The organism is Sphingobium sp. JAI105, from assembly GCF_015752145.1.
Classification (GTDB): domain Bacteria; phylum Pseudomonadota; class Alphaproteobacteria; order Sphingomonadales; family Sphingomonadaceae; genus Sphingobium; species Sphingobium xenophagum.
In genome coordinates this window covers 2069112-2088495 of the sequence record NZ_JADOUC010000001.1, presented here as the reverse complement: position 1 = coordinate 2088495, position 19384 = coordinate 2069112, and the positions used below count along the sequence as shown (strand labels likewise).

The following is a 19384-nucleotide window of genomic DNA, read 5'->3' as shown; positions in this document are numbered from 1 at the left end:
CCTACCACCAATCGAGGGGCATCTCGACGAATCCGGGACCGCCATGGAAGTAGATCAACACGGGGTTTCGCAAATCCTGGCTGCGGATTGATACGGCTTGGGAAATGCCACCGATCGGCACCGTCTCAATCGCCTGCAAACCCTCCGGGCTGACGATCTCCCGCAGATCGGCAATGATTTTGACCGCTTCCGCCCGGTTGTGCGGCCCCACAAAACCTTCTTGGATCTGTGGTTGGGCGGCTGCGGGAAACGCGGCGATAGTTGCGGCTAGTGCGACTAGCTTTTTCATACACTTCACAATCATCTTGGATATCGGACTGCCAGCTTGCCAAATTTTCTGACCGCCCGTCCATCATCGATTGGGCCGACATGACCAGATATTCCGGCAGCGGCCGACCCTTGTTTGCCGTTCAGCCTGCCAATGAACGATTCCAGGTGCGGAAGGTCCGCTCTTAACGGGCTGCCAGCTTAGCGCCGTGTCTGTCTCTCGCTATCGTGAACAGCGAGAATAGAGTTTGGCGACTTGCCCTGACCATTCAAACTCTCTATCGCGAATCACTATCATTAGCGAAGCCGATAAGGGGGTTATCTTGTCCATATTCCGCGCGGCGCTGTTTGTGTCTGTTTCCTTCTGCGCGTCGGTGGCTTCTGCGCAGGACGCCCCCGCGTCGGCGCCGGATGTGGGCACGGCCGAGAGCGATCAGATCATCGTAACCGGCCGCGCCCAGCGCCTCTACCGCACAGAAACCACCACCGTCGGAAAAAGCGCCGAAGATCCGCTCGACATTCCGCAGGCCTTGCAGGTGATCAACAAGGATCTGTTTGCCGATCAGGGCGCGCGCGACGCGACCGACATCTATCGCAATATTTCTGGCGTCAGTTTCTTCAGCTATGCAGGGGTCACCTTTCGCGGATTTCGCCAGGACCAGTCCTTCTACGACGGGATGCGTGGCAATCCGTTCATCGGCTTTTCCGTGCCGCAGCTGTTCAATATCGAACGGGTAGAGGTGCTGAAGGGACCGGCTGGGCTTTTCTTTGGTCCCGGTTCGCCCGGCGGCATCATCAATTATGTGTCGAAGGTGCCCGGCGACACTAGCGCCATGCGTCTGGTGGCGACGGCGGGCAATTATGATCGTCGCGGTATATCGGCTGAAGCGACCGGCCCGATCGACAAAGACGGAATCGTCACTTACCGCCTCGGCGGCTTTTACGAGGCGATGAATCCCTATCGGCGCAATACGAAGAATGTATCGCTGATCGGCGATGGCGGCCTTGCCATCAAGACCAACGACGGCGGCAAGCTGACGCTTCAGGCCACGGTCTATGACAATGATCTTCAGGCCAACCGTCTGCGCGGCATATTGACCGATAATGACGGCAATTTTCTGACCGATATTCGCTGGAATGCCAACGAACCCACCGACTTTCTCCACCTCAAGTCGCAGGCCTATCAGGCGCGGTATGCGACCGCGATCAGCGACCGGGTCACGTTCGACGCAGGTGTCCGCTATTTCAAAGCGACCGAGACGCAGCAATATCATGAGCCGCGCGGACTGGTGGCGGGTAGCGACGATCTGGTCGCGCGCGAGTTTCGCGACCAGATCCGCAATGTCGATGGCCTGTCCTTTTCCGCCAATCTGACGGCGCGGGTCGATCTGCTCGGGATGGAGCATAAATTCCAGACCGGGGCGGACTGGTATGACGAAACGAGCGTGCTTAATTCGCGTATCCTGCGGGCGGGCGTGACGCCGCTCAGCCTCAGCAATCCTGTCTACACCAACAGCGCGCGCGATGTCGCGAGGGCCGCTTTGCTGCCCTTCACCGTCACGGATACGCGCACGAAGCGCCAGGGCGCTTATCTGCAGGACCAGATCAGCCTGAGCGAAGCCTTCATGCTGGTCGGTGGCGTGCGCTACGACAAGTTCGAGGACGCGGTTGTCAACGCTGCTTCTTATGAGGATGAGGATATCACCTTCCGCGCCGGCGCGATCTACAAGCCGCGCAAGGATGTGTCCGTCTATCTGAGCTGGTCGCAAAGTTTCGAGCCACAGACGGCCGCTAGCCAGAATGGCGATGTCGGTGGTCCCTTCGCGCCTGTTACCGGCGACCAGTTCGAAGGCGGCATCAAGACCGACCTGTTAGACGGCAGGCTCCAGGCCAATCTGGCGGCCTACCGCATCGTGCGCAAGAATATCCTCCAGGCCGATACCAGCCTGCCGCCCGTCAACGGCCAGGACCAGTTGCGCCCGATCGGCGAGGTGACGAGCAAGGGGTTCGAGATCGACCTGTCGACCGACATAACCGCCAATTGGGTGGCGCTGGTCAATTATGGCTATAACGACACGAAGATCACCGGCACGATTGCGGGCCAGGCGATCACCAATGCCGTCGGCAATCGCTTCGCCAATGCGCCCAAGCATAAAGTGGGCTTCTGGACCCGCTACCAGGTGCCGGCGATCGACGCCGCCTTTGCGGTGGGCGGTGAACATGTGTCGAAGCGGATCAGCCTGTCGGGGCAGACCGTCAAGCCCTACACGATCTTTGACGCATCGATCATCAAGGGGCTTGGCTTTGCCGAACTGATGCTGCGCGTCGATAATATATTCGACAAAGTCTATGCGGCATCGGGCTTTTCTGCGCAGAGCGGGCACTTTCCCGGCGAGCCGCGGACATTCCTGGCCGAACTGCGCTTTCAGTTCTGACCATGGATCAGCTGCGCGTGAAAAAGGGCCGATCGCTGTGGTGGGTGGTGCATAGCTGGATTGGCCTCAAACTGTCGATCTTGCTGACCTTCATTCTGGCGACGGGCACCTTCGCCGTGTTCGCGCATGAAATCGACTGGCTGGCGACGCCCGCCATGCGGGTATCGCCCCGGTCTGAACCCGTCGCGTCCTGGGGGGCGTTGGCGCAGGCGGCGGCCCGCGCCGCGCCCGACGCCCGGCTACAGACGCTCTATGCGCCGATCGACCCCTGGTTCGCGGTCGAGGCCTGGGTCAGTCGTGGCAAGGGCGCGCCGGAGCGGGTCTATGTCGATCCGTGGACAGCAAAGGTTACAGGCCGGCATGGCTGGGCCAATGTCCATCGCTTCCTGCGGCAGGCCCATCGCCACCTGATGCTGCCGACGAAGATCGGCATACCGATCGTCTGTTCGCTGGCCCTCCTGCTGGCGGTATCTTTGGTGTCGGGCATGGTCACCTACAAGAAATGGTGGCGCGGCTTCTTTCGAGCACCGCGCGGCGGAGATGGCCGACGGATGACCGGTGACCTGCATCGCCTGATCGGGCTGTGGAGCCTGTGGTTTGTGGCGCTGATTGCGGTCACGGGCCTGTGGTATCTGGTGGAGACATTGGGCGGGAACGCCAGGGTGCCCAAAGTGCCGGACGTCGAGGCAAGTCCCATGCCGACCGGCGTTGCGCTGGACCGGCTGGTTGCCATAGCGCGCAGAGCCGATCCTGCGCTCGACGTTCGGGAAGTCCGCTTCACGCCCGACAATGGCGTAATCCTCCTGGGCCAGTCATCCGCCTGGCTGGTGCGCGATCGCGCCAATGCAGTGGTCGTCGATCCGGCGACGTCGCGCGTCGTTGCGCAGCTGGACGGACGCACGCTAAGCGCGCATCAGCGCATTTCCGAAATGGCCGATCCGCTGCATTTCGGCACGTTCGGCGGCCTGTGGACGAAAGTCATCTGGTTCCTGTTCGGCGCGTTGCTGACGGCGATGGCCGTCACCGGCACGATGATCTACGCAATGCGGCTGGCCAGATCGTCGCGATCCGATGCGAGCACCGTGAAGATCGCCTGGCAGGGCATGGGTGCCTGGGGATATATCGGCATTGCCCTCATTCTCCTCACCCTGATCCTGACGCCGGGGGCGATTGGGGGAGCGAGTTGAAGGAAGTCGACCCATTCCGGCCGCTCGGGATGCAAATTCTCTCACCCACCAGCGGACATTCTGCTTCGGTCCCGCGACTAGGTCACTGATCAGGTCTCGGTAGGACCCTTCCGAGATTTCGCAATCTTCGCGCTTTCCGCCTTGAGTGGCCGCGACACCGGACAGACCTCCTGGACATAGGCGTTGAGAGTGTTCGCGAGGCTGTCGGGGACGAGGCTGTAATAGACGAACTGGCCGCGTTTTTCGCTGACGATCAAGCCTGCATTCTCCAGTACCGCCAAATGCTGTGACACCGCAGGCTTGGACATCTCAAACCGGGACGCAATGTCGCCGGCGTTGAGTTCGGCATGCGCGAGATACGCCAGTATCTTGCGGCGCGGCGCTGAGGCGAGAGCTTCGAAGACTTTCTGCATGGGGCATATTTAAGGAATAAGCTAACCACTTGACAAGCCTCGGCTATCATTTAAGAATTGAGTTAAATACCTTGGAGGTTAGCGCTATGGACATCACTGATCGGTGCAGCGTGAACAGCTTAAGGGAAGTGCCGGGTTGCAACCCTGTGGACGGGACCGTCCGGTGGGATGCTACGCATTCCCTGTGGAATGGCGGCATGTTGCTGGGGGCTGTCTGTCTCGCCCCGATCTTTTTCAGCTGGAGCGCCGTCGCGATCTTCCTGTTCCTGACCGGCGCCTCGCTGCTATTGGGGCACAGCGTCGGTTTCCATCGCCGCCTGATCCATCGCAGCTTCGATTGCCCCAAATGGCTGGAACGGACGCTGGTCTGGATCGGCACCAGCGTGGGCATGAGCGGCCCGCTCTGGATGATCCGTACCCATGACATGCGCGACTGGGCTCAGCGCCAGCCCGACTGCCATGACTATCTCGCCCATCGCCGGTCGATGCCAAGGGATGCCTTCTGGCAACTCCATTGCCGACTGGATCTCAAGCATCCGCCGACCTTTGAGTATGGCGAGGCGGGAAAAGACTCCTTCTACCGCTTTCTGGAAGCCACATGGATGGCGCAGCAAATCCCTGTCGCCGCGTTACTATTCATCGGCGGCGGCTGGAGCTGGGTGGTCTGGGGCATCTGCGCCCGTGTCAGCATTTCGGTGACCGGACACTGGTTCGTGGGCCATCTGGCGCATCGCACGGGACCGCAAAGCTGGCTGGTCAATGGTGCCGGTGTTCAGGCCCATGACGTGCCGTGGGCCGCGATGCCGACGATGGGTGAGGCTTGGCACAACAACCATCATGCCTTTCCGGGATCGGCGCGAATCGGCCTGCATCCCGGTCAAAGCGACTGGGGTTACGCCTCTATTCAGTTGCTTCAGAAGCTTGGGCTAGCATGGGACATCGTCCTCCCGCACCATCTGGACCGCGCCGAAGCTGTAACGCAGATAGCGAACGCGCCTCAGTTCCTCCCCGCCAGCCCGATAACTCTGAAAGAGATATAGCCCATGCGCCGTCCTCTTTCTGGCGAAAGGATCTGTCGAAGCCTACAAGGTTCTGCCGAGCCAGATGGGACTTTCACAATTGCTTGGATCAGGCGCCATTGAGCGTAAATCCAACGGCGCGTTAAGGATTGTTCGACCGATCGCACACATGCCGCCCAGCATGGGAGGTGCGCATTCGGTCACATTGATCGTCGCCAGCGGCGTGCCTGTTCCTCGTGGTGATCCGGTCCATAGTTGTATTATAGCCGAAAGCTCCGGGCAATCACGCGGCGCGACATGCCGTGGTTCGGATTAATCAAACGGGGGGCCAAAAACCCCATAGCACGGTCGAATGGCTGCTTGTGCTGCGGCGAAGCTGACAGTTTAAGTCGGCTATTGGGAAACGAAAATTCGCCCCGGAATGACAATAAATGGCGCATGGCCCACTCGAGATGGGAGACACAACGGCTGGTATAAGATGGGGCCGGGCGCCCCATCCCTTACTTCAAAGGCCGTCCAGCCCCTTGCTGACTAGAACGTTCACCTCGACGCGACGATTCTGTGCCTTACCTTCCTCCGTGCTATTGTCCGCCAGCGGGTCTGCCTGTGCCATGCCGGTGGGGGTCAACATGCGATAGGGCTTCCAGTGACAGGCTTGCTGGAGATAATTGACGACGCCACCGGCTCGCTTCTCACTAAGTGCCTGGTTGAATTCAGCGCTGCCTGTGGAATCGGTATATCCCACGACGAGCAGGAGGGCATTGTCCATGCCTTGCGCGGTGCTCGCAGCATTGCACAGGTCGCTCTTCGCTTGCGGGGATAAAACAGCTTTGCCAGTTTCAAAATTCACGCTGGTTGTGCTCTTGATGTTATACTGATCGATCTCGCCCATGCGTCCGCGCAGCGCCTCTGTTGCAGCGGTCTGTTCGTTAAAGCGCTGATCGGTTCCGTTGTGGATCATCGTGGCAGTCTTGAGATCCTTGCCGGTCAGCTTGATCTGGCTTGCCAGAAGGGCGTCGCCCGACCGCAACGTTTTGATGGTCACCGGCAGGCCGTTAATCAGCGAGGTCGCTGCCAGCTTGTCGCTGTTCAAGCCAAAGAGGCCTTTGCTGGCGGTGATGCGGGTCATGTCGTCGATCGTGACGATCGATTTAGTACCATCAACGGCAGTGACCTGCACTTTGGCACCGCTGCGCGCAGAAATGATGCCCTCTACTTTCGGGCCTTCGGACAGTTCTGACCGTTCCGCCGGGGTCGGATAAGTAACGGTCACTTCAAGGGGGGCGTCAGGAAGCGGCTGCGTCTGTGCTGATGCATTAGTCGCTGCGCCAGTAAACAGCGCACTCAGCAACAGAAGTCTTGTACTATTAGAAATGATACTCATCGCGTTCCTCTTCAGCAATTGAGCCGTGGATCAACGTTAATCGTCGACCCATCTGCCGGACGCGGGCAAAAAACATTAACCCGCCGTCTACTCACTGGATTCGCAGCCTGAAATTATGCTCTGCGAACGTGACATTCAGACTGTTGAGGATAACCTGTCCAACAGATGAACAGATGCCAGAATCGATAATAGCATCGATAGTTTGCGTTCGCCACGCGACGAGCCGACATAGGTTTGCGGCCATCAATCCATGGCTTCGTTCCATCTCAACTTTCAGCGAGTGCATTCATTACCTCATCAAGGCCGCCTCTCACGACGATATAATTTCCTTTCTCGAAATTAATGGCGCAAGCGGCGTTTTCGCCTCTGAACCGGCGCACGAAATTGACCCGATCCGTATTGACGACGATAGGCTCGCCGTCCGGCGACTCGAATTGCACATATCCGTTCATAGCTGCTCCCCGTTACAGGCAATGCCTAAACCAGCAGGCTGCTGTTGCCCAGCGCTACGCCACACCACAGCCTAGGTTGAAGGCGGGATTGTTGCCGACGAAGCCGACGAGAGTGACGGTGTTTTGTAAGCGCCGACGGAAGGCGGCCTTGTTGCCGGCATCGGAATAGGAAAGCTCGCGGCCTTTGAGGAGGTGTGAGCATGGACATCGAGCAGTCAAACGAGCCTCGTATGAGCGGTCGCGGTGATGGCGGAGCGCTTGTACGGGTGGAGCGGCGTCGGAACTGGAGCGACGAGGAGAAGCTGGCGATCCTGAAGGAGACGACGGTGCCGGGGGCGATCGTCTCGGCCGTGGCTCGGCGGCACAGCGTTGGAACAGGCCAGCTTTATACCTGGCGCAAGCAGCTGCTTCGCGGGGCGATGGCGGGCTTCGTGCCTGTCGAACTGGCATCGTCTTCTCCGTCGGCCAAAGCTCGGCAGCCAGGGCGGATTGAGGTTCGAGGGCGGTGCGGCCTGACGGTGTTGGTTGATGGCGAGGTCGATCGGGCCGCCCTGAAACAGGTGCTCGATGTCTTGCGGGAGCTGGATCATTGAGCCTGGCTTTCCCGCCTTCGACGAAAATCTATCTGTCGCTGGCGCCGTGCGACATGCGCAAGGGGTTTGATGGGCTGTCGGCGCAGGTGCGCAATATTCTTCAGCTTGATCCCTTCTCGGGGGCGGTTTTCCTGTTCCGCGGGAAAAGGGGCGACAGGTTGAAGGCTCTGGTCTGGGACGGCTCAGGGCTATGCGTGTATGCGAAGCGTCTCGAGCGCGGAAAGTTTGTTTGGCCACGTGCCCATGAGGGTGCGCTGCGGCTGTCGGCAGCCCAGCTTGCGATGTTGCTCGAAGGCATGAACTGGAAGCAGGCGATCGTCCACGACGAGGTCATCACGCCGAGGCTCGCATAGCCAAAAAGATCAGGAAAGCCGCCATTTTATGTAGGATTTACCGTGGGCTTGGGCTATTATCGGTGGCATGCGGTTCGCCCTTGATCGCCTTCCCACAGACCCAGTCCTCCTGCAGAAAATGCTGCTGGAGATGGCCGATGCCATGGAGCAGGAACGGGCCGAACGGAGGGCCGCGGAAGCCACGGTCAAAGCCCAGACCTTGCGGATCGAAAAGCTCGAGCATCGCGTCGCGCGGCTGCTGCGCGTCCAGTTCGGTCGTAGCTCAGAGAAAATGGATATCGCCCAGCTGCGGCTGATGTTCGAGGAGGTCGAGGCACCGCAACCCGCCAACGATGAGGTGGCGGCACCGTCTGTGGCGAAATCGGCCCGCAAATCCGGCGGCCGTGTTCCGCTTCCTGCGCACTTCCCGCGTCATACAGTCGATCATCAGCCCAGCCCGTGCAGTACCGGTTGTAACGGGCCGTCAGTACAGATTAACGAGGCTGTCACTGAGGTTCTCGACTATGTCCCGGCGCGCTTCCGGGTCATTCGCCACGTGCGACCAAGACTGGTGTGCCGGTCCTGCGAACAGATCCGCCAGGCCCCCGCTGTCGATCTGCCACTCCCCAAGGTGATGGCGAGCAGCAGCTTGCTGGCCCATCTCGTCGTCAATCGCTTTGTCGATCATCAGCCCTGGCATCGGCAGTCGGTGATCTTCCGCCGCGTGGGACTCCACATCGATCGGGACGTGATGAGCCGCTGGGCCCGAAAACTGGCATGGCTGCTGGCGCCGCTGGGTGAGCGGCTGTTCGCCTATATCCGGGAAGCCGCCAAGATCCACGGTGACGACACGCCGGTCACGCTGCTGGGCAATGGCGATGGCAGCCGGACTGGGCACTTCTGGGTATATCTGCGTGATGACCGCTCCAGCGGCGATATGAGCCCGCCTGCCGTGGTCTTCCGCTTCAGCGCCGATCGTGGCGGAGCGCATCCGGCAGAACATCTCGCCGACTATCGGGGGTATCTACAGGCAGACGGCTTTGCCGGGTACAACGCACTTTACCGTGACCCCAAGACCAAGGCGCCCAGGGATATCGTCGAAGTGGGATGCTGGAGCCATTATCCAGAGCATGGTTTTATCTGGGGCCACGCGATGCTGATGTCCGGGATCGGCGAAAAAGCTCTGCGTGGACCTCGTGATAAAATCATAGGGACCGGAGGTACAAAAGCAGATCCGGCTTTGGCTTCCAAGGCGTGGCCTTTGCGGGTTCGATGCCAGCGTGCTTCCAAAAGTTCTGTAGCGCATCGCGCTTCATCTTCAGGTTCGTTAAGATATACCGGTTCGTGGTCGCGATGCTGGAATGACCGAGATAATCGCGGATCACGGTCACGTCGGTGCCTGACTGCAGGAGCGCGACGGCGCAGCTGTGGCGGAAAACGTGAGGAGTGATGCGGTCACGCGCCAACCTTGGCCGATCCTGGACGACTGGCGAGGCATGCTTGGTAAGGATGTACGCCGCTCCATCGCGGGTCAGCGGCTGGCCGTGTCGGTTCATAAAAACATGCTGCTGACCCGCGGCACCCGACAGGTTTTGCAGGCGCCGCAACGCGTCGGCCGTCTCGCGCCATAGCGGAACGAACCGCTCCTTGCGGCCCTTCCCATGTAGTCGGGCCTGGTGTGGCGGCGTCAGTTGAAGGTCCTGCCACAGCAGGCCGGTTGCTTCGCTCACTCTGGCGCCGCAATTATAGAGGAAAAGCAGCAGCGTGTAGTCGCGCCAGCCACTGCGGGTCCGCCGATCGGGATGGGCGATGATGGCCCGCACGTCGGTTGCTTCGAGGTAAGTTGCGGGCTTTTGCCTCGCCCGCTTCGACGGCAGCGCCAGCACCTGCGTGTAACGGAGGGCATTGTCGAGATCGTTGCGCAAGAGGTGCTTGAAGAAGCTGCGAAGCGCGGCACGGCGGCAGTTGCGCGTCGCGGTGGAGTTCGATCTTCCGCCCTCGAGATGATCGAGGAACCCAGCGACGGTGTCGGCATCGAGATCCTCCAGCACAAGCGCGGCGACCTCGCGGCTGCGATGCTGGGCAATGAATTGAAACAGCAGCTTGAGCGTGTCGCGATAGGCGCGCGTCGTATGTGGGCTCGCGCCGCGCTGACGCGGCAGATAGTTGGAGAAGAACGACTCCACCAGAGCGAACAGCATCTGAGGTCCGGCCTTACTCATCGTGGCTGCCGGGCGTGTCGCATATGTTGTTCGAAGCGCGTGCTCGCGAGTTCCAGGAGTTGCGGCGTCGCCTTCAGATAGACCTCGGTCCCAATGACGTTCTGGTGCCCGAGATAGGCCGAAAGCCAAGGGAGCTTGGCGTGAATGTCAGCACCTTCCTCCGCCCATGCCGTCAGGCGGTGAACCGCGAATGCATGCCGAAACTCATATGGACGCGCTCCGACGCGCCCTTGCGCAGGCTTGATATCGAGGCGGCGCAGGAGCTTGCGAATAGCTTCGGACGCAGCGTGGGTATGGAGTGGCGCGCCGTTGAGGCGAACGAACAGCGCTTCGGAATCCACTTGACCACGATCGTGAAGTAACCGGCATCGATCATCGACATAGAGGCGAAGCTCTGCGACAAGATCGTCGCGCATGGGGACGATCCGCGTACGCCGTTTGCTGTTGCGGATGAGCAAGGTCCCACGGTCGAGATCGACATCATCCATGGTCAGACGCACCGCCTCGCCGAGCCTGAGGCCGGTGCAGTAAAGCACGAGAATCAGCCTTCGCAGCATCGATGCCCATATGAAGCGGCCTTGGTGCGCTGACGCGGCGGCGAGAATGCAGCGGATCTCGTCGCGGCTGAAAATATAAGGAAAGAACGTCGACTCCTTCACCGGCGCAAAGGCGTGCTCGGGCACATAGCTGGTGGGATCGCGACGACGGCGATGCAGGCAAAGTTGACGAATGACCCCGAACTCATTGCCGAGCGTGACGGCCTTGCGGTCGGGCAAGCGGCCACACCAGCGGCTAATCGCTTCGGCCAGCGGAATATCGACATCGTCGCCCCACTGGTCTTCGACGAAGCGAAGGAAGCGTTCGATCTCAAACTCGCCGCGTCGATAGGGATAGCCCATGGCGCGCTTGAATGCCAGAAAGCTCGCGGCGTCGTTCCTCAACTCTTCCAGGACGACGACGGTGGTCATGTTGGCACCGGCAATGCGATCTCGCGCAGGGATGCGGTGGCGATCCGCACATAGGCCGAGACCGACTCTGGATCCCGGTGACCAAGGAGATCCGATACCACCTGGGGCCGCGCACCAAGGTCGATCTGGCGCGCCGCGTGAGAGTGTCGCAAGACATGGCTGCCCAGAAATGGCGCATCGATCCCCGCGATCTTCGCATGCTTCATCAAGATGTGGCGTATCGCGCTCGAAGCGACGAATGGCTCCAGCGGCATCTTCATCTGCACGAAAAGATGGCGGGTGGGTGTATCAGCGGGCCGGCCGTGGCGTAGATACTCTGCCAGCGCCTTGGCGACGGGTGGCAACAGCGGCAGCGTGAATGCGACGCCCGTCTTTGGGCGAAGGACTGACAGCGTGCCGCTATCCCAGTCAATATCCTGAAACTGCAAGCGGATGATCTCGCCGGCGCCAAAGCCATAGGTGCTCATCATCAGCAGGATCGCGTAGTCGCGAAGGCCCGACGGACTCGATCTGTCCACGGCCATCAGGAGCCGCTTCACATCGTCCCAGGAAAGGGACCGTCTCGGTCGCTCGTGCCGTCGTTGCACGGGCGCGATCACGGCCTCGCTGATATCGACCGGGCTCTGGCCACTCCAGTGCAGGAAACGGGAAAAGCAGCGTACCGTGCAAGCGAGATCGCTCACATGCGATCGGGAATATCGCGCGGCGCAGCCAACCAGAAATGCGTCGACATCGGTTAGCTGCATCGAGTGCCAGTCCTTGCCGGCCTGGATCAAATGATCCTGAAGTCTGCCGATGTGGCCCAGCTTCTTGTGAACCGTCACCTCTGGATTACCGCGGTGCTGGGTCAGATAGGCGGCATATTGCGCGAGCAACGGCGTCAGCAGAGCCTTCACCGGACGAGGCGGTCGCCAGTCAGGTGGGGCAAGCCCCAAGCGATGATAGACACGGCTGAGCGACAGCAGGGCGGTGCTGGAAAGGCGGAGAGAAAGCGGGTCGAGACCCCGTCGCTTCGCATACCAGTCTATGAACCGGCCAACTCGTTCGAGGGTCAACTCTTCTCGCTCGACCAAGCCGTGCAAGGCGCAATAGGTACGAAACTGCTGGATGCGGTTCAGATAGACAATCGTTGTTCCTGCCCCAAGCCGCCGCTCCGCGCTCCAGATGCGGCGGATATCGTCGGGGGTGGGCGCGGCAGGGTCGGCTGCGGCGATATGATCGACATGTATGGGCATGGCTTTACCTCGATCGGCAAAGCGTAGCTCGCGATGAACGCGTGATCACGCCCCGCATCGTGTTGGCAAGAGCCACCGGCGGCGTCGCCACTGCCAATCCTCTGGATAGGCCGGAATCCCAGGGGCGCCGGAATGCAGTGCAACAGCTGCGGGGAAAGAGCTCGGCGAAGCATTGCAAGGGCCGGAACGTCACCCACCGGCAAGCCCGGCCTTGCCAGCTGGGGCGCCATCACTTCAACGGCGGCAACGGATCTGCGCACCGCGACCACACGGCGGCGAAGCCAGCGCACCGCGCCTGGAAGGCAAATATCGGGCCCGCGTGCTGCGTCTGCGGCGGCTTCCATGCTCCGCGCCGACGCGGCGATCCCAGCGCTGCGATCAATCGCGGCAAGCGAACCGGGCAGGCGAGCGGCGAGAAAATCCGGGAGCAAGCTGAATGTTATGCGCCCTTGTGGGCAATAGCAGCGAGCGATCCGTACACCCGGGCTGGTCAGGCGCGCATAACTGCCGTGACGCCGAAATGCACAGCCACCGTTCGGGTGGAGCGGGCAGCGCGACAGTCGCGCGCGCCGCCACTCCTGTGTGGCGACATAGTCCTCGATCGTCGACCTGGTACGCAATGGTATCTGCAACTTCGCCCCCGCACGCGGCGGCCGCCAACAGCAAGGTCGCGGCTTTTATCTGGAGCCCAGCGCGCCGAAATCTCCGGCAAGCACGGACTATATCCCAAAATACCCCAGATAAAACCATGCTCTGGATAATGGCTCTTATGTCGAGATCGACATAAGAGCCACGCGCGCCGGAAATTTACCGACATCTTGGACAAGAGCCCGTCACCGATCGCGGCGGAGGCGGTTGTGCGGATCGCCGAGCTCTTCGCCATCGAGCGCGACATCAAGAGCGCGCCACCCGATGAGCGACGACGCATCCGCCAGATCAAGGCGGTGCCGAAGCTGGAGGCGCTGCGCGTCTGGCTCGAAACCCAGAACCGAGGCTTGTCGTCTGACAGCAATCTGGCGCGTGCGTGTCGCTATCCGCTTAACCGCTGGCAGGCCATGATCCGTTACTGCGATGACGGTCGGCTTGAGATCAGCAACAATCTGGTGGAAAATGCCCTGCGCGGTGTCGCGCTCGGGCGCCGGAACTGGATGTTCGTCGGCTCCATGAAGGGGGGAGAGGCGGCCGCGTTATTTTACTCCCTGGCCGGCACATGCCGGCTCAACGGCGTCGAGCCTGAAGCGTGGTTCACAGACGTCATTGAGCGCATCGGCAACCATCCGATCAATCGGATCGATGACTTCCTGCCGTGGAAATGGCAGGCATCAAAGCTGAGCAACGATCTGGAGAAGGCTGCGTGAGCAACGGCACTGTGGTGCGGATGAAGATTGCGCTGGACGATGTCACACCGGCCGTCAGCCGAACGCTGGAGGTGCCGCTCAATATCCGCCTGGACCGCTTGCACACCGTCATCCAGACCGCCTTCTCGTGGACGGACTCTCACCTGTGGGAAATGAGCTTCGGGCAGACTGGCTTTGGCATCCCTGATCCTGAATATGGCTTCGACGGGCCGCTCGATGCCCGTAAGGCCACTCTCGCCCAGGTCCTGGCGGATACGAGGCGCAAGACCTTCCGATATCTCTATGACTTTGGCGACGCCTGGGAGCATAGCGTCAAGATCGAGCGCGTCAGCCCGGCCAGCCCGCACCTGACATATCCACTCATCCTCGACGCAGTAGGCATGCGGCCTCCAGAGGACTGTGGCGGCCCATGGGGTTACGCCGAAAAGCTCGAAGCGCTCGGCGACCCCCAGCATGAGTATCATGAAGAAGCGCTCGATACCCTCGGCGAAGACCATGATCCCAACGCCCAGCCCGATATCCCCCTGATCGAGGCAAGGCTGGAAGCGCTCGCGAAAAAATGGGCGCCGCGAACACGCCGGAAAGCCTGACAGGCCGCGTCAACGCCACCTTCCGTCGGCGCTTACAGTGTTTTTAATGATACAGACCTTTCCAAGCCGTTCTTCCGTCCAAGGGACCATCCCTTTGACTGAGCCCCGATGAGGCCGGGTTCGGTCAGGGGCGTGGATTAGTCATGGGAGGGGATGGTGCCTTGGATGAACGAAGGCGCTTTGGTCGCGTGAATTGCGCGACATTCGCTGTCGTGCCTTCGCCCTATCCAACCGTCAGCAAATGCTCACCACTGTCCTGCCTGGTCAGCTCTATTCGCCTGCCGGTGAATCGCTTGGCGATGTCGATAGCGGTCAGTGTGTGCTGACTCGGCTTCACAGTCGTCAGGCTTCCGCCTCCCGTCAGCACGAAGGGTAGCACCAACTGGTCGGCAAGATACGGCCCCGCGAAAGCGGAGGCTTCAATGTAGCCCTTCATGCGCGCAGCCGAGGTCTTCGCAAGCCGTTCCGCTGGTACGCCGAGCTGACCAAAACCGCTGACGACCTCCGTTACATTGGCGTACTGCGCCTCGAGCATCAGGATCACCCCCGGCCCCTGATCGGCGGGCAGTTCATGCACAGCAAAAGCGCTGTCAGGCCAGTCGGACAGGTCGCGCCGGGCGCGCGCCAGCATGCGCTCGGCGATCTCAAAGGGTAGCCCGGTGAAGACTGCCTGTCCGGAGATGCCAAGCTGCTCACCGCGCTCGATGCAATCGATCGGCGCAAGTAGCGCGGGAGTTATATCAATCTCGATGCGCCCCCCACCGCGCGGATAGAAACCGTGTCGCACTATGCGGGCGGAAACGCTCGGCCCCATCCGATTGATCACGGGTAGGAAGGTCCGCTCGATGAAGTTGAACGGTGGCGCCAGCATGTTGTGCGTGCCGCCTTCCAGGATGAGCCGCGAGGGCCCGTCCGCCAGGATCAGTGGCATCAACACCGTTTGCAGCACGAGCCCGGTCGAACCGGCCGTGCCCACGGCGCACCGATACTCGCCCGGCGTCACGCGGCCGGGACGGAATTCGAGCTCGGACGCGCCGACGGTGAGGCCGGAGCACTCCGATCCCGAGATAACGCAAGCGGCTTCGACTGCCGTGACATGCTGCCGCATAAGGCCGGGCTTTGAGCGCTTGGCGCGAATGTTACTGATCCGGAAAGGCTCACCGGTCACGAGCGACAGCGCGCATGAATTGCGGACCATCTGCCCCCCGCCTTCGCCTTCCGATCCATCGATTGTGATCATTGCCCCATCAATCAAAATCCAGTGGCAGCCTGCGCAAAGGGGATCACCCCTTCACGCAGACCACCTGCTTCAGTGTGTGGACGATCTCCACCAGATCGACCTGGGCGGCCATCACGGCTTCGATCGGCTTATAGGCCTTGGGCGTCTCGTCGATCACCCCCACGTCCTTGCGGCATTCAACGCCTTCAGTGTCGCGGATGTGCTCGTCGAGCGTCACCAGCTTCTTCGCCTCGGTACGCGACATGATCCGTCCCGCGCCGTGGCTGCAGCTGTCGAAGCTTTCCGGGTTGCCCAACCCGCGCACAATGAAGCTCTTCGCCCCCATCGAGCCCGGGATAATTCCCAGCACGCCCTGGGCCGCGCGTACTGCGCCCTTGCGGGTCACCAGCACGTTCTCGCCGAAGTGGTTTTCCCGCGTCACGTAGTTGTGATGGCAGTTTACCGCTTCGAGTTCGGCCTCGAACGGCTTGGCGATCTGGCCCCGCAGCGCGGCGACGACGTTTGTCATCATCATGCGGCGGTTGAGCGCGGCGAAGTCCTGCGCCCAGCCGACTGCCTCGACGTAATCGTCGAAGTGGTCGGTCCCTTCCGGGAAGTAGGCGAGGTTCTCGTCAGGCAGGTTGATGTGCCACTTGCGCAAGTCCTGCTTGGCCAGTTCGATGAAGAACGAACCGATCGCATTGCCCACTCCGCGCGAACCGGAATGGAGCATCACCCAAACGCGGGCTTCCTGATCGAGGCACAGCTCGATGAAGTGGTTACCCGTTCCCAGCGTACCGAGGTGCACCAGGTTGTTGGTGTTCTTTAGCCGCGGAAACTTCTCGCAGATCCGGTCAAACCGCTGCACCAGCACGGCCCAGGCATCGACAATTGCCGGGGGCGGAGAGCCCCACGAACCCTTGTCGCGCTTGCCGCGCCCGACATCGCGCCCGTGCGGCACCGCCTGCTCAATCGCCGAGCGGATGCTTTCCAGGCTGTCGGGCAGATCATGCGCCATCAGCGAGGTGCGGGCGGCCATCATGCCGCAGCCGATATCCACGCCAACGGCCGCCGGGATTACCGCGCCCTTGGTCGGGATCACCGAACCAACGGTAGCGCCGATCCCCACATGCACGTCGGGCATGGCCGCGACATGCTTGAAGATGAACGGCATCTTCGCCGCACGCGAAAGCTGGTCGCGCGCCTTGTCATCGACCGGCACGCCGCGCGTCCACATCTTGATCGGCACGCCGCCTTCAACGGCCTGGAATTCAAAAGTCGTATTGGTCATCGCTGACCTCCTGTAGTCATCATGGAGCATTTTCAACAAAAGTGGGAACCGGTTTTGCGGTTCGAAAATGCGACCAAACAATAAGTTGCCGGCGACGATGTTTTGGCGAGACATTTTTCCTGAGCTACTTCGGATTGCTCCGAGGGTGGATTCGGACCACCGACCTCCCGCCGTGAAGGCGGGCGCTCTACCCATGTAGTCCCGCCGGCATTCGCCGACGTTGATTGGGTACTGGCGACAAGGTTTGACGAGACATCCCGGATTACTCCGGGGCGGAATCGAACCGCTCGGCCTTTCGGCCTTTACCGATGTAGTCCCGTCGGCATTCGCCAGCATTTAAAGTGTTCACGGCGACGAGGTGTGGGAAAGACATGCCCCCGAAGGGGCGCCGCTCTATCCGCTGAGCTACGGGCCCATAGTTGGTGGACCCGGCGGGATTTGAACCCGCGTCTGCATCGTGACAGGATGTAGTCCTTACCCGGCATTCGCCGTGAATTGGAGTTGCCGTGGCGACAAGGGATGGCGAGACGCGGTCCTTAAGCTACGTATCGGCGGCGGGATTCGAACCCGCATCTCCCGTCACCGCGTCCCCCGAAGGAGATTTGGCGGATCAGGGCGCTTTACTCGTCGGACCTTCGGTTGGAGACATGTAGTCCCACCGGCATTCGCCACGGCAATTCTGCGAATTTCGTCAAAGGGTTACGGCGACGAGAGTTGAACAAGACTTGCCCAAAGGGCTGGTGCTCTACCAGGCTGAGCTACTGTCCGTTTCCAGACAGGTGGGATTCGAACCCACGACACCCACATTATCGTTGTAGTCCTATCCGGCATTCGCCGTGACCCCTTTTCCTATACCTCCGTATTCTGAACGATCTCGACCCAGTCACGCGATTGCCCGGAGGCAAAACGCGCCATTGCGTCGAACACCGCGTCGGTGAAGCCACCGACATTCACGATGTCTGCACTGTCCTTGGCCTGCGTGGAGCCATAGGGCTGGATGTCGATGCAGATCAGCTTCGCGCCCGGGTTGCGGGCCTTCAGCTTGTTCCACTCCGCCATCGTCGCCGTAGCCCCGCGCCGCGAGGGATCGACCCAGCTCTCATTGTCCGAGACGATCACCACCGTATCCACTCGCGCCCGCTCCTTGTTGAGCAGCGCCAGCGGAGCCGAGACATTGGTCCCGCCACCACCGACCCCCGCCAGCTTCGCCGCATTCACGGCAAGGCGGGCGTAAGGATCGAGCTTGAGCTTGACCACGGTCTGTTCGAACGGGATCACCCGGGCATCGCGGTTCTGGCGCAGCACGGCGGCTGCGACCAGCGCGGCAATGTCGATGCAGCGCACCTTCGAGCTGGCCCCCTTCCGGTAGCCCGTCGCCGGCGAACTCATCGAGCCCGAGACGTCGGGGCAGACCACGACCTGGCCTTCGAGCGAAGGCACGCTTGCGAGCGATGCTTCGAGCGCGCTTTCGAGCGCTGCCTGCACCGTCAGCGGCACACCGTCACCCACCTGTCCCATCGCCACCATCAATTGGTAAGGCATCGGGCGTACGCTGGCGATCGCCTGCGCATCGGCCAGCCGGGCTGCGACTGCTTCGGTGACCCCATCCACCGCGAACGCGCCGTTGCGCGCCAACGTGTTGAGGTTCATCCGCAGCGCCTGCCAACCCATGCGGTTGGCAAGCACGCCCCACTGCTCTGCCGAGAGCGGGAAAGCCGTCAGCCATTCGAACGGCACCTGGGGCAGTTCGCCTTGCGGCGCACGCTTCCAGGCCTCGAACGCCGCGATCTCTGGCGGCAGCGCTGCGACGTCATAGGGCTTGGCGATCAGCCAGCCGTAGAACGCGCGCCGCTCTGCCGAGGCCGGTGCCGGGTGGACCATCTTGACGATGTCCGCCAGGCTTGGATCGTTACCGGTCGCAGCGTGCATCAGCTGCGCCATCGACGCCTGCTCCAGCCATTCGCGAACGAGCCGCTTTGGCCGCGAGCCAAGCGAAGCTCGCCCAACCTGACCCGAACGCATGATCTGCACGAAGGTGCGCAGCATGCGGCCGTTGTCGGTCACGCGCTTGAAGACGCGCACCGACAGGTCAGGATCGGCCATGGTCAGATAGGCGGCCAGCAAGGCGGGCATATCTTTCATGGCGCCAGACTTACGCGAATAGACCGCGCACTTGGCGACCCAATCGGGATCGACGTCCTTGGCCGCCAACACGACATCGGCGAGCTGGGTCTCGGCATTCGAGTAGAAGCCGTCGGCCAGCGTGCCGGTTACGGCAAGCTGGGCCAGCCTGGCTTCGGGCCCATAGGCATAAGCGGACCCGCCCGCCTGGTTGACCGTGTCGGCGCGCGGCAGAAACCGCGAAAGCGCCGAAGCGAAAAGACTCTTGTTGGCCATAGTCCAACTCCTTCAATTGCTC

17 protein-coding genes and 2 pseudogenes are annotated in these 19384 nt (G+C 61.2%); 8 read left to right on the top strand and 11 right to left on the bottom strand.

Annotation, left to right across the window (positions count from 1 at the left end; translation table 11 throughout):
- Position 1: 1 nt before the first annotated feature.
- A complete protein-coding gene (locus IWY39_RS10070) occupies positions 2–289 on the bottom strand; it encodes a hypothetical protein (protein ID WP_196871434.1) in 288 nt (95 codons plus the stop codon).
- Positions 290–590: 301 nt separating this feature from the next.
- Here IWY39_RS10070 and IWY39_RS10065 point away from each other — a divergent pair, with 301 nt between their 5' ends.
- Together IWY39_RS10065 and IWY39_RS10060 are read left to right on the top strand one after the other, a co-directional pair.
- On the top strand, positions 591–2702 hold the full coding sequence (locus IWY39_RS10065) for a TonB-dependent siderophore receptor (protein WP_107126043.1): 2112 nt from the start codon (positions 591–593) through the stop codon (positions 2700–2702).
- A gap of 17 nt (positions 2703–2719) precedes the next feature.
- Positions 2720–3889, top strand: a complete 1170-nt coding sequence (locus IWY39_RS10060; RefSeq protein WP_229380763.1) for a PepSY-associated TM helix domain-containing protein — start codon at positions 2720–2722, stop codon at positions 3887–3889.
- 89 nt (positions 3890–3978) lie between these two features.
- Here the strand turns inward: IWY39_RS10060 and IWY39_RS10055 are convergent, their stop codons facing one another.
- Complete coding sequence (locus IWY39_RS10055; RefSeq protein ID WP_107126044.1) at positions 3979–4302, bottom strand: metalloregulator ArsR/SmtB family transcription factor; 324 nt, start codon at positions 4300–4302, stop codon at positions 3979–3981.
- An 86-nt stretch (positions 4303–4388) separates the two neighbouring features.
- Between IWY39_RS10055 and IWY39_RS10050 the strand changes: the two genes are divergently transcribed.
- Complete coding sequence (locus IWY39_RS10050) at positions 4389–5342, top strand: acyl-CoA desaturase (protein ID WP_107126045.1); 954 nt, start codon at positions 4389–4391, stop codon at positions 5340–5342.
- Between the two features lie 484 nt (positions 5343–5826).
- Here IWY39_RS10050 and IWY39_RS10045 read toward each other — a convergent pair whose 3' ends face one another.
- Both IWY39_RS10045 and IWY39_RS10040 read right to left on the bottom strand, forming a co-directional pair.
- Positions 5827–6705 (bottom strand): OmpA family protein, encoded by an 879-nt coding sequence (locus tag IWY39_RS10045; RefSeq protein WP_107126046.1) that lies wholly within the window; start codon positions 6703–6705, stop codon positions 5827–5829.
- 266 nt (positions 6706–6971) lie between these two features.
- The gene (locus tag IWY39_RS10040) at positions 6972–7157 is read right to left on the bottom strand and encodes a hypothetical protein (RefSeq protein WP_107126047.1); all 186 of its coding nucleotides are present in this window, start codon (positions 7155–7157) and stop codon (positions 6972–6974) included.
- Between the two features lie 200 nt (positions 7158–7357).
- Between IWY39_RS10040 and tnpA the strand changes: the two genes are divergently transcribed.
- Positions 7358–7750 (top strand): IS66-like element accessory protein TnpA, encoded by a 393-nt coding sequence (gene tnpA, locus IWY39_RS10035; protein ID WP_107126048.1) that lies wholly within the window; start codon positions 7358–7360, stop codon positions 7748–7750.
- Positions 7747–8103, top strand: a complete 357-nt coding sequence (tnpB, locus tag IWY39_RS10030; protein ID WP_409994392.1) for an IS66 family insertion sequence element accessory protein TnpB — start codon at positions 7747–7749, stop codon at positions 8101–8103. The genes tnpA and tnpB overlap by 4 nt, the downstream gene beginning before the upstream one ends.
- A gap of 37 nt (positions 8104–8140) precedes the next feature.
- Here tnpB and IWY39_RS10025 read toward each other — a convergent pair whose 3' ends face one another.
- Positions 8141–8326: a hypothetical protein gene (locus IWY39_RS10025; protein ID WP_107126049.1), complete on the bottom strand. Its 186-nt coding sequence runs from the start codon at positions 8324–8326 to the stop codon at positions 8141–8143.
- Between IWY39_RS10025 and tnpC the strand changes: the two are divergent.
- Positions 8246–9142: pseudogene (gene tnpC, locus IWY39_RS24585) on the top strand (IS66 family transposase); the annotation flags it as partial. The gene IWY39_RS10025 and the pseudogene tnpC sit on opposite strands and share 81 nt — an antisense overlap.
- A gap of 145 nt (positions 9143–9287) precedes the next feature.
- Here the strand turns inward: tnpC and IWY39_RS10015 are convergent.
- The 3 genes from IWY39_RS10015 to IWY39_RS10005 are packed head-to-tail and all read right to left on the bottom strand — an operon-like array spanning position 9288 to position 12507.
- Complete coding sequence (locus IWY39_RS10015) at positions 9288–10304, bottom strand: tyrosine-type recombinase/integrase (RefSeq protein ID WP_145169984.1); 1017 nt, start codon at positions 10302–10304, stop codon at positions 9288–9290.
- The gene (locus tag IWY39_RS10010; RefSeq protein WP_196871433.1) at positions 10301–11272 is read right to left on the bottom strand and encodes a tyrosine-type recombinase/integrase; all 972 of its coding nucleotides are present in this window, start codon (positions 11270–11272) and stop codon (positions 10301–10303) included. Before IWY39_RS10010 ends, IWY39_RS10015 begins: the two co-directional genes overlap by 4 nt.
- Positions 11269–12507, bottom strand: a complete 1239-nt coding sequence (locus tag IWY39_RS10005; RefSeq protein WP_196871299.1) for a site-specific integrase — start codon at positions 12505–12507, stop codon at positions 11269–11271. The genes IWY39_RS10010 and IWY39_RS10005 overlap by 4 nt, the downstream gene beginning before the upstream one ends.
- A gap of 800 nt (positions 12508–13307) precedes the next feature.
- On the opposite strand from IWY39_RS10005, the pseudogene IWY39_RS10000 reads away from it, so the two are divergent.
- Together IWY39_RS10000 and IWY39_RS09995 are read left to right on the top strand one after the other, a co-directional pair.
- Positions 13308–13865, top strand: a pseudogene (locus IWY39_RS10000) (IS66 family transposase); the annotation flags it as partial.
- Positions 13862–14455, top strand: coding sequence for a plasmid pRiA4b ORF-3 family protein (locus IWY39_RS09995; protein ID WP_229380777.1), 594 nt, complete (start codon positions 13862–13864; stop codon positions 14453–14455). The pseudogene IWY39_RS10000 and the gene IWY39_RS09995, both read left to right, overlap by 4 nt.
- Before the next feature lie 223 nt (positions 14456–14678).
- Here IWY39_RS09995 and rtcA read toward each other — a convergent pair whose 3' ends face one another.
- The 3 genes from rtcA to IWY39_RS09980 all read right to left on the bottom strand — a co-directional run bounded on the left by rtcA (position 14679) and on the right by IWY39_RS09980 (position 19362).
- The gene (rtcA, locus tag IWY39_RS09990) at positions 14679–15695 is read right to left on the bottom strand and encodes an RNA 3'-terminal phosphate cyclase (protein ID WP_107126198.1); all 1017 of its coding nucleotides are present in this window, start codon (positions 15693–15695) and stop codon (positions 14679–14681) included.
- A 43-nt stretch (positions 15696–15738) separates the two neighbouring features.
- Positions 15739–16965 (bottom strand): RtcB family protein, encoded by a 1227-nt coding sequence (locus tag IWY39_RS09985; protein WP_107126197.1) that lies wholly within the window; start codon positions 16963–16965, stop codon positions 15739–15741.
- An 849-nt stretch (positions 16966–17814) separates the two neighbouring features.
- Positions 17815–19362 carry a vWA domain-containing protein gene (locus tag IWY39_RS09980; protein ID WP_107126196.1) on the bottom strand — a complete coding sequence of 516 codons (1548 nt, stop codon included), beginning with the start codon at positions 19360–19362 and terminating at the stop codon, positions 17815–17817.
- Between the last annotated feature and the right edge of the window lie 22 nt (positions 19363–19384).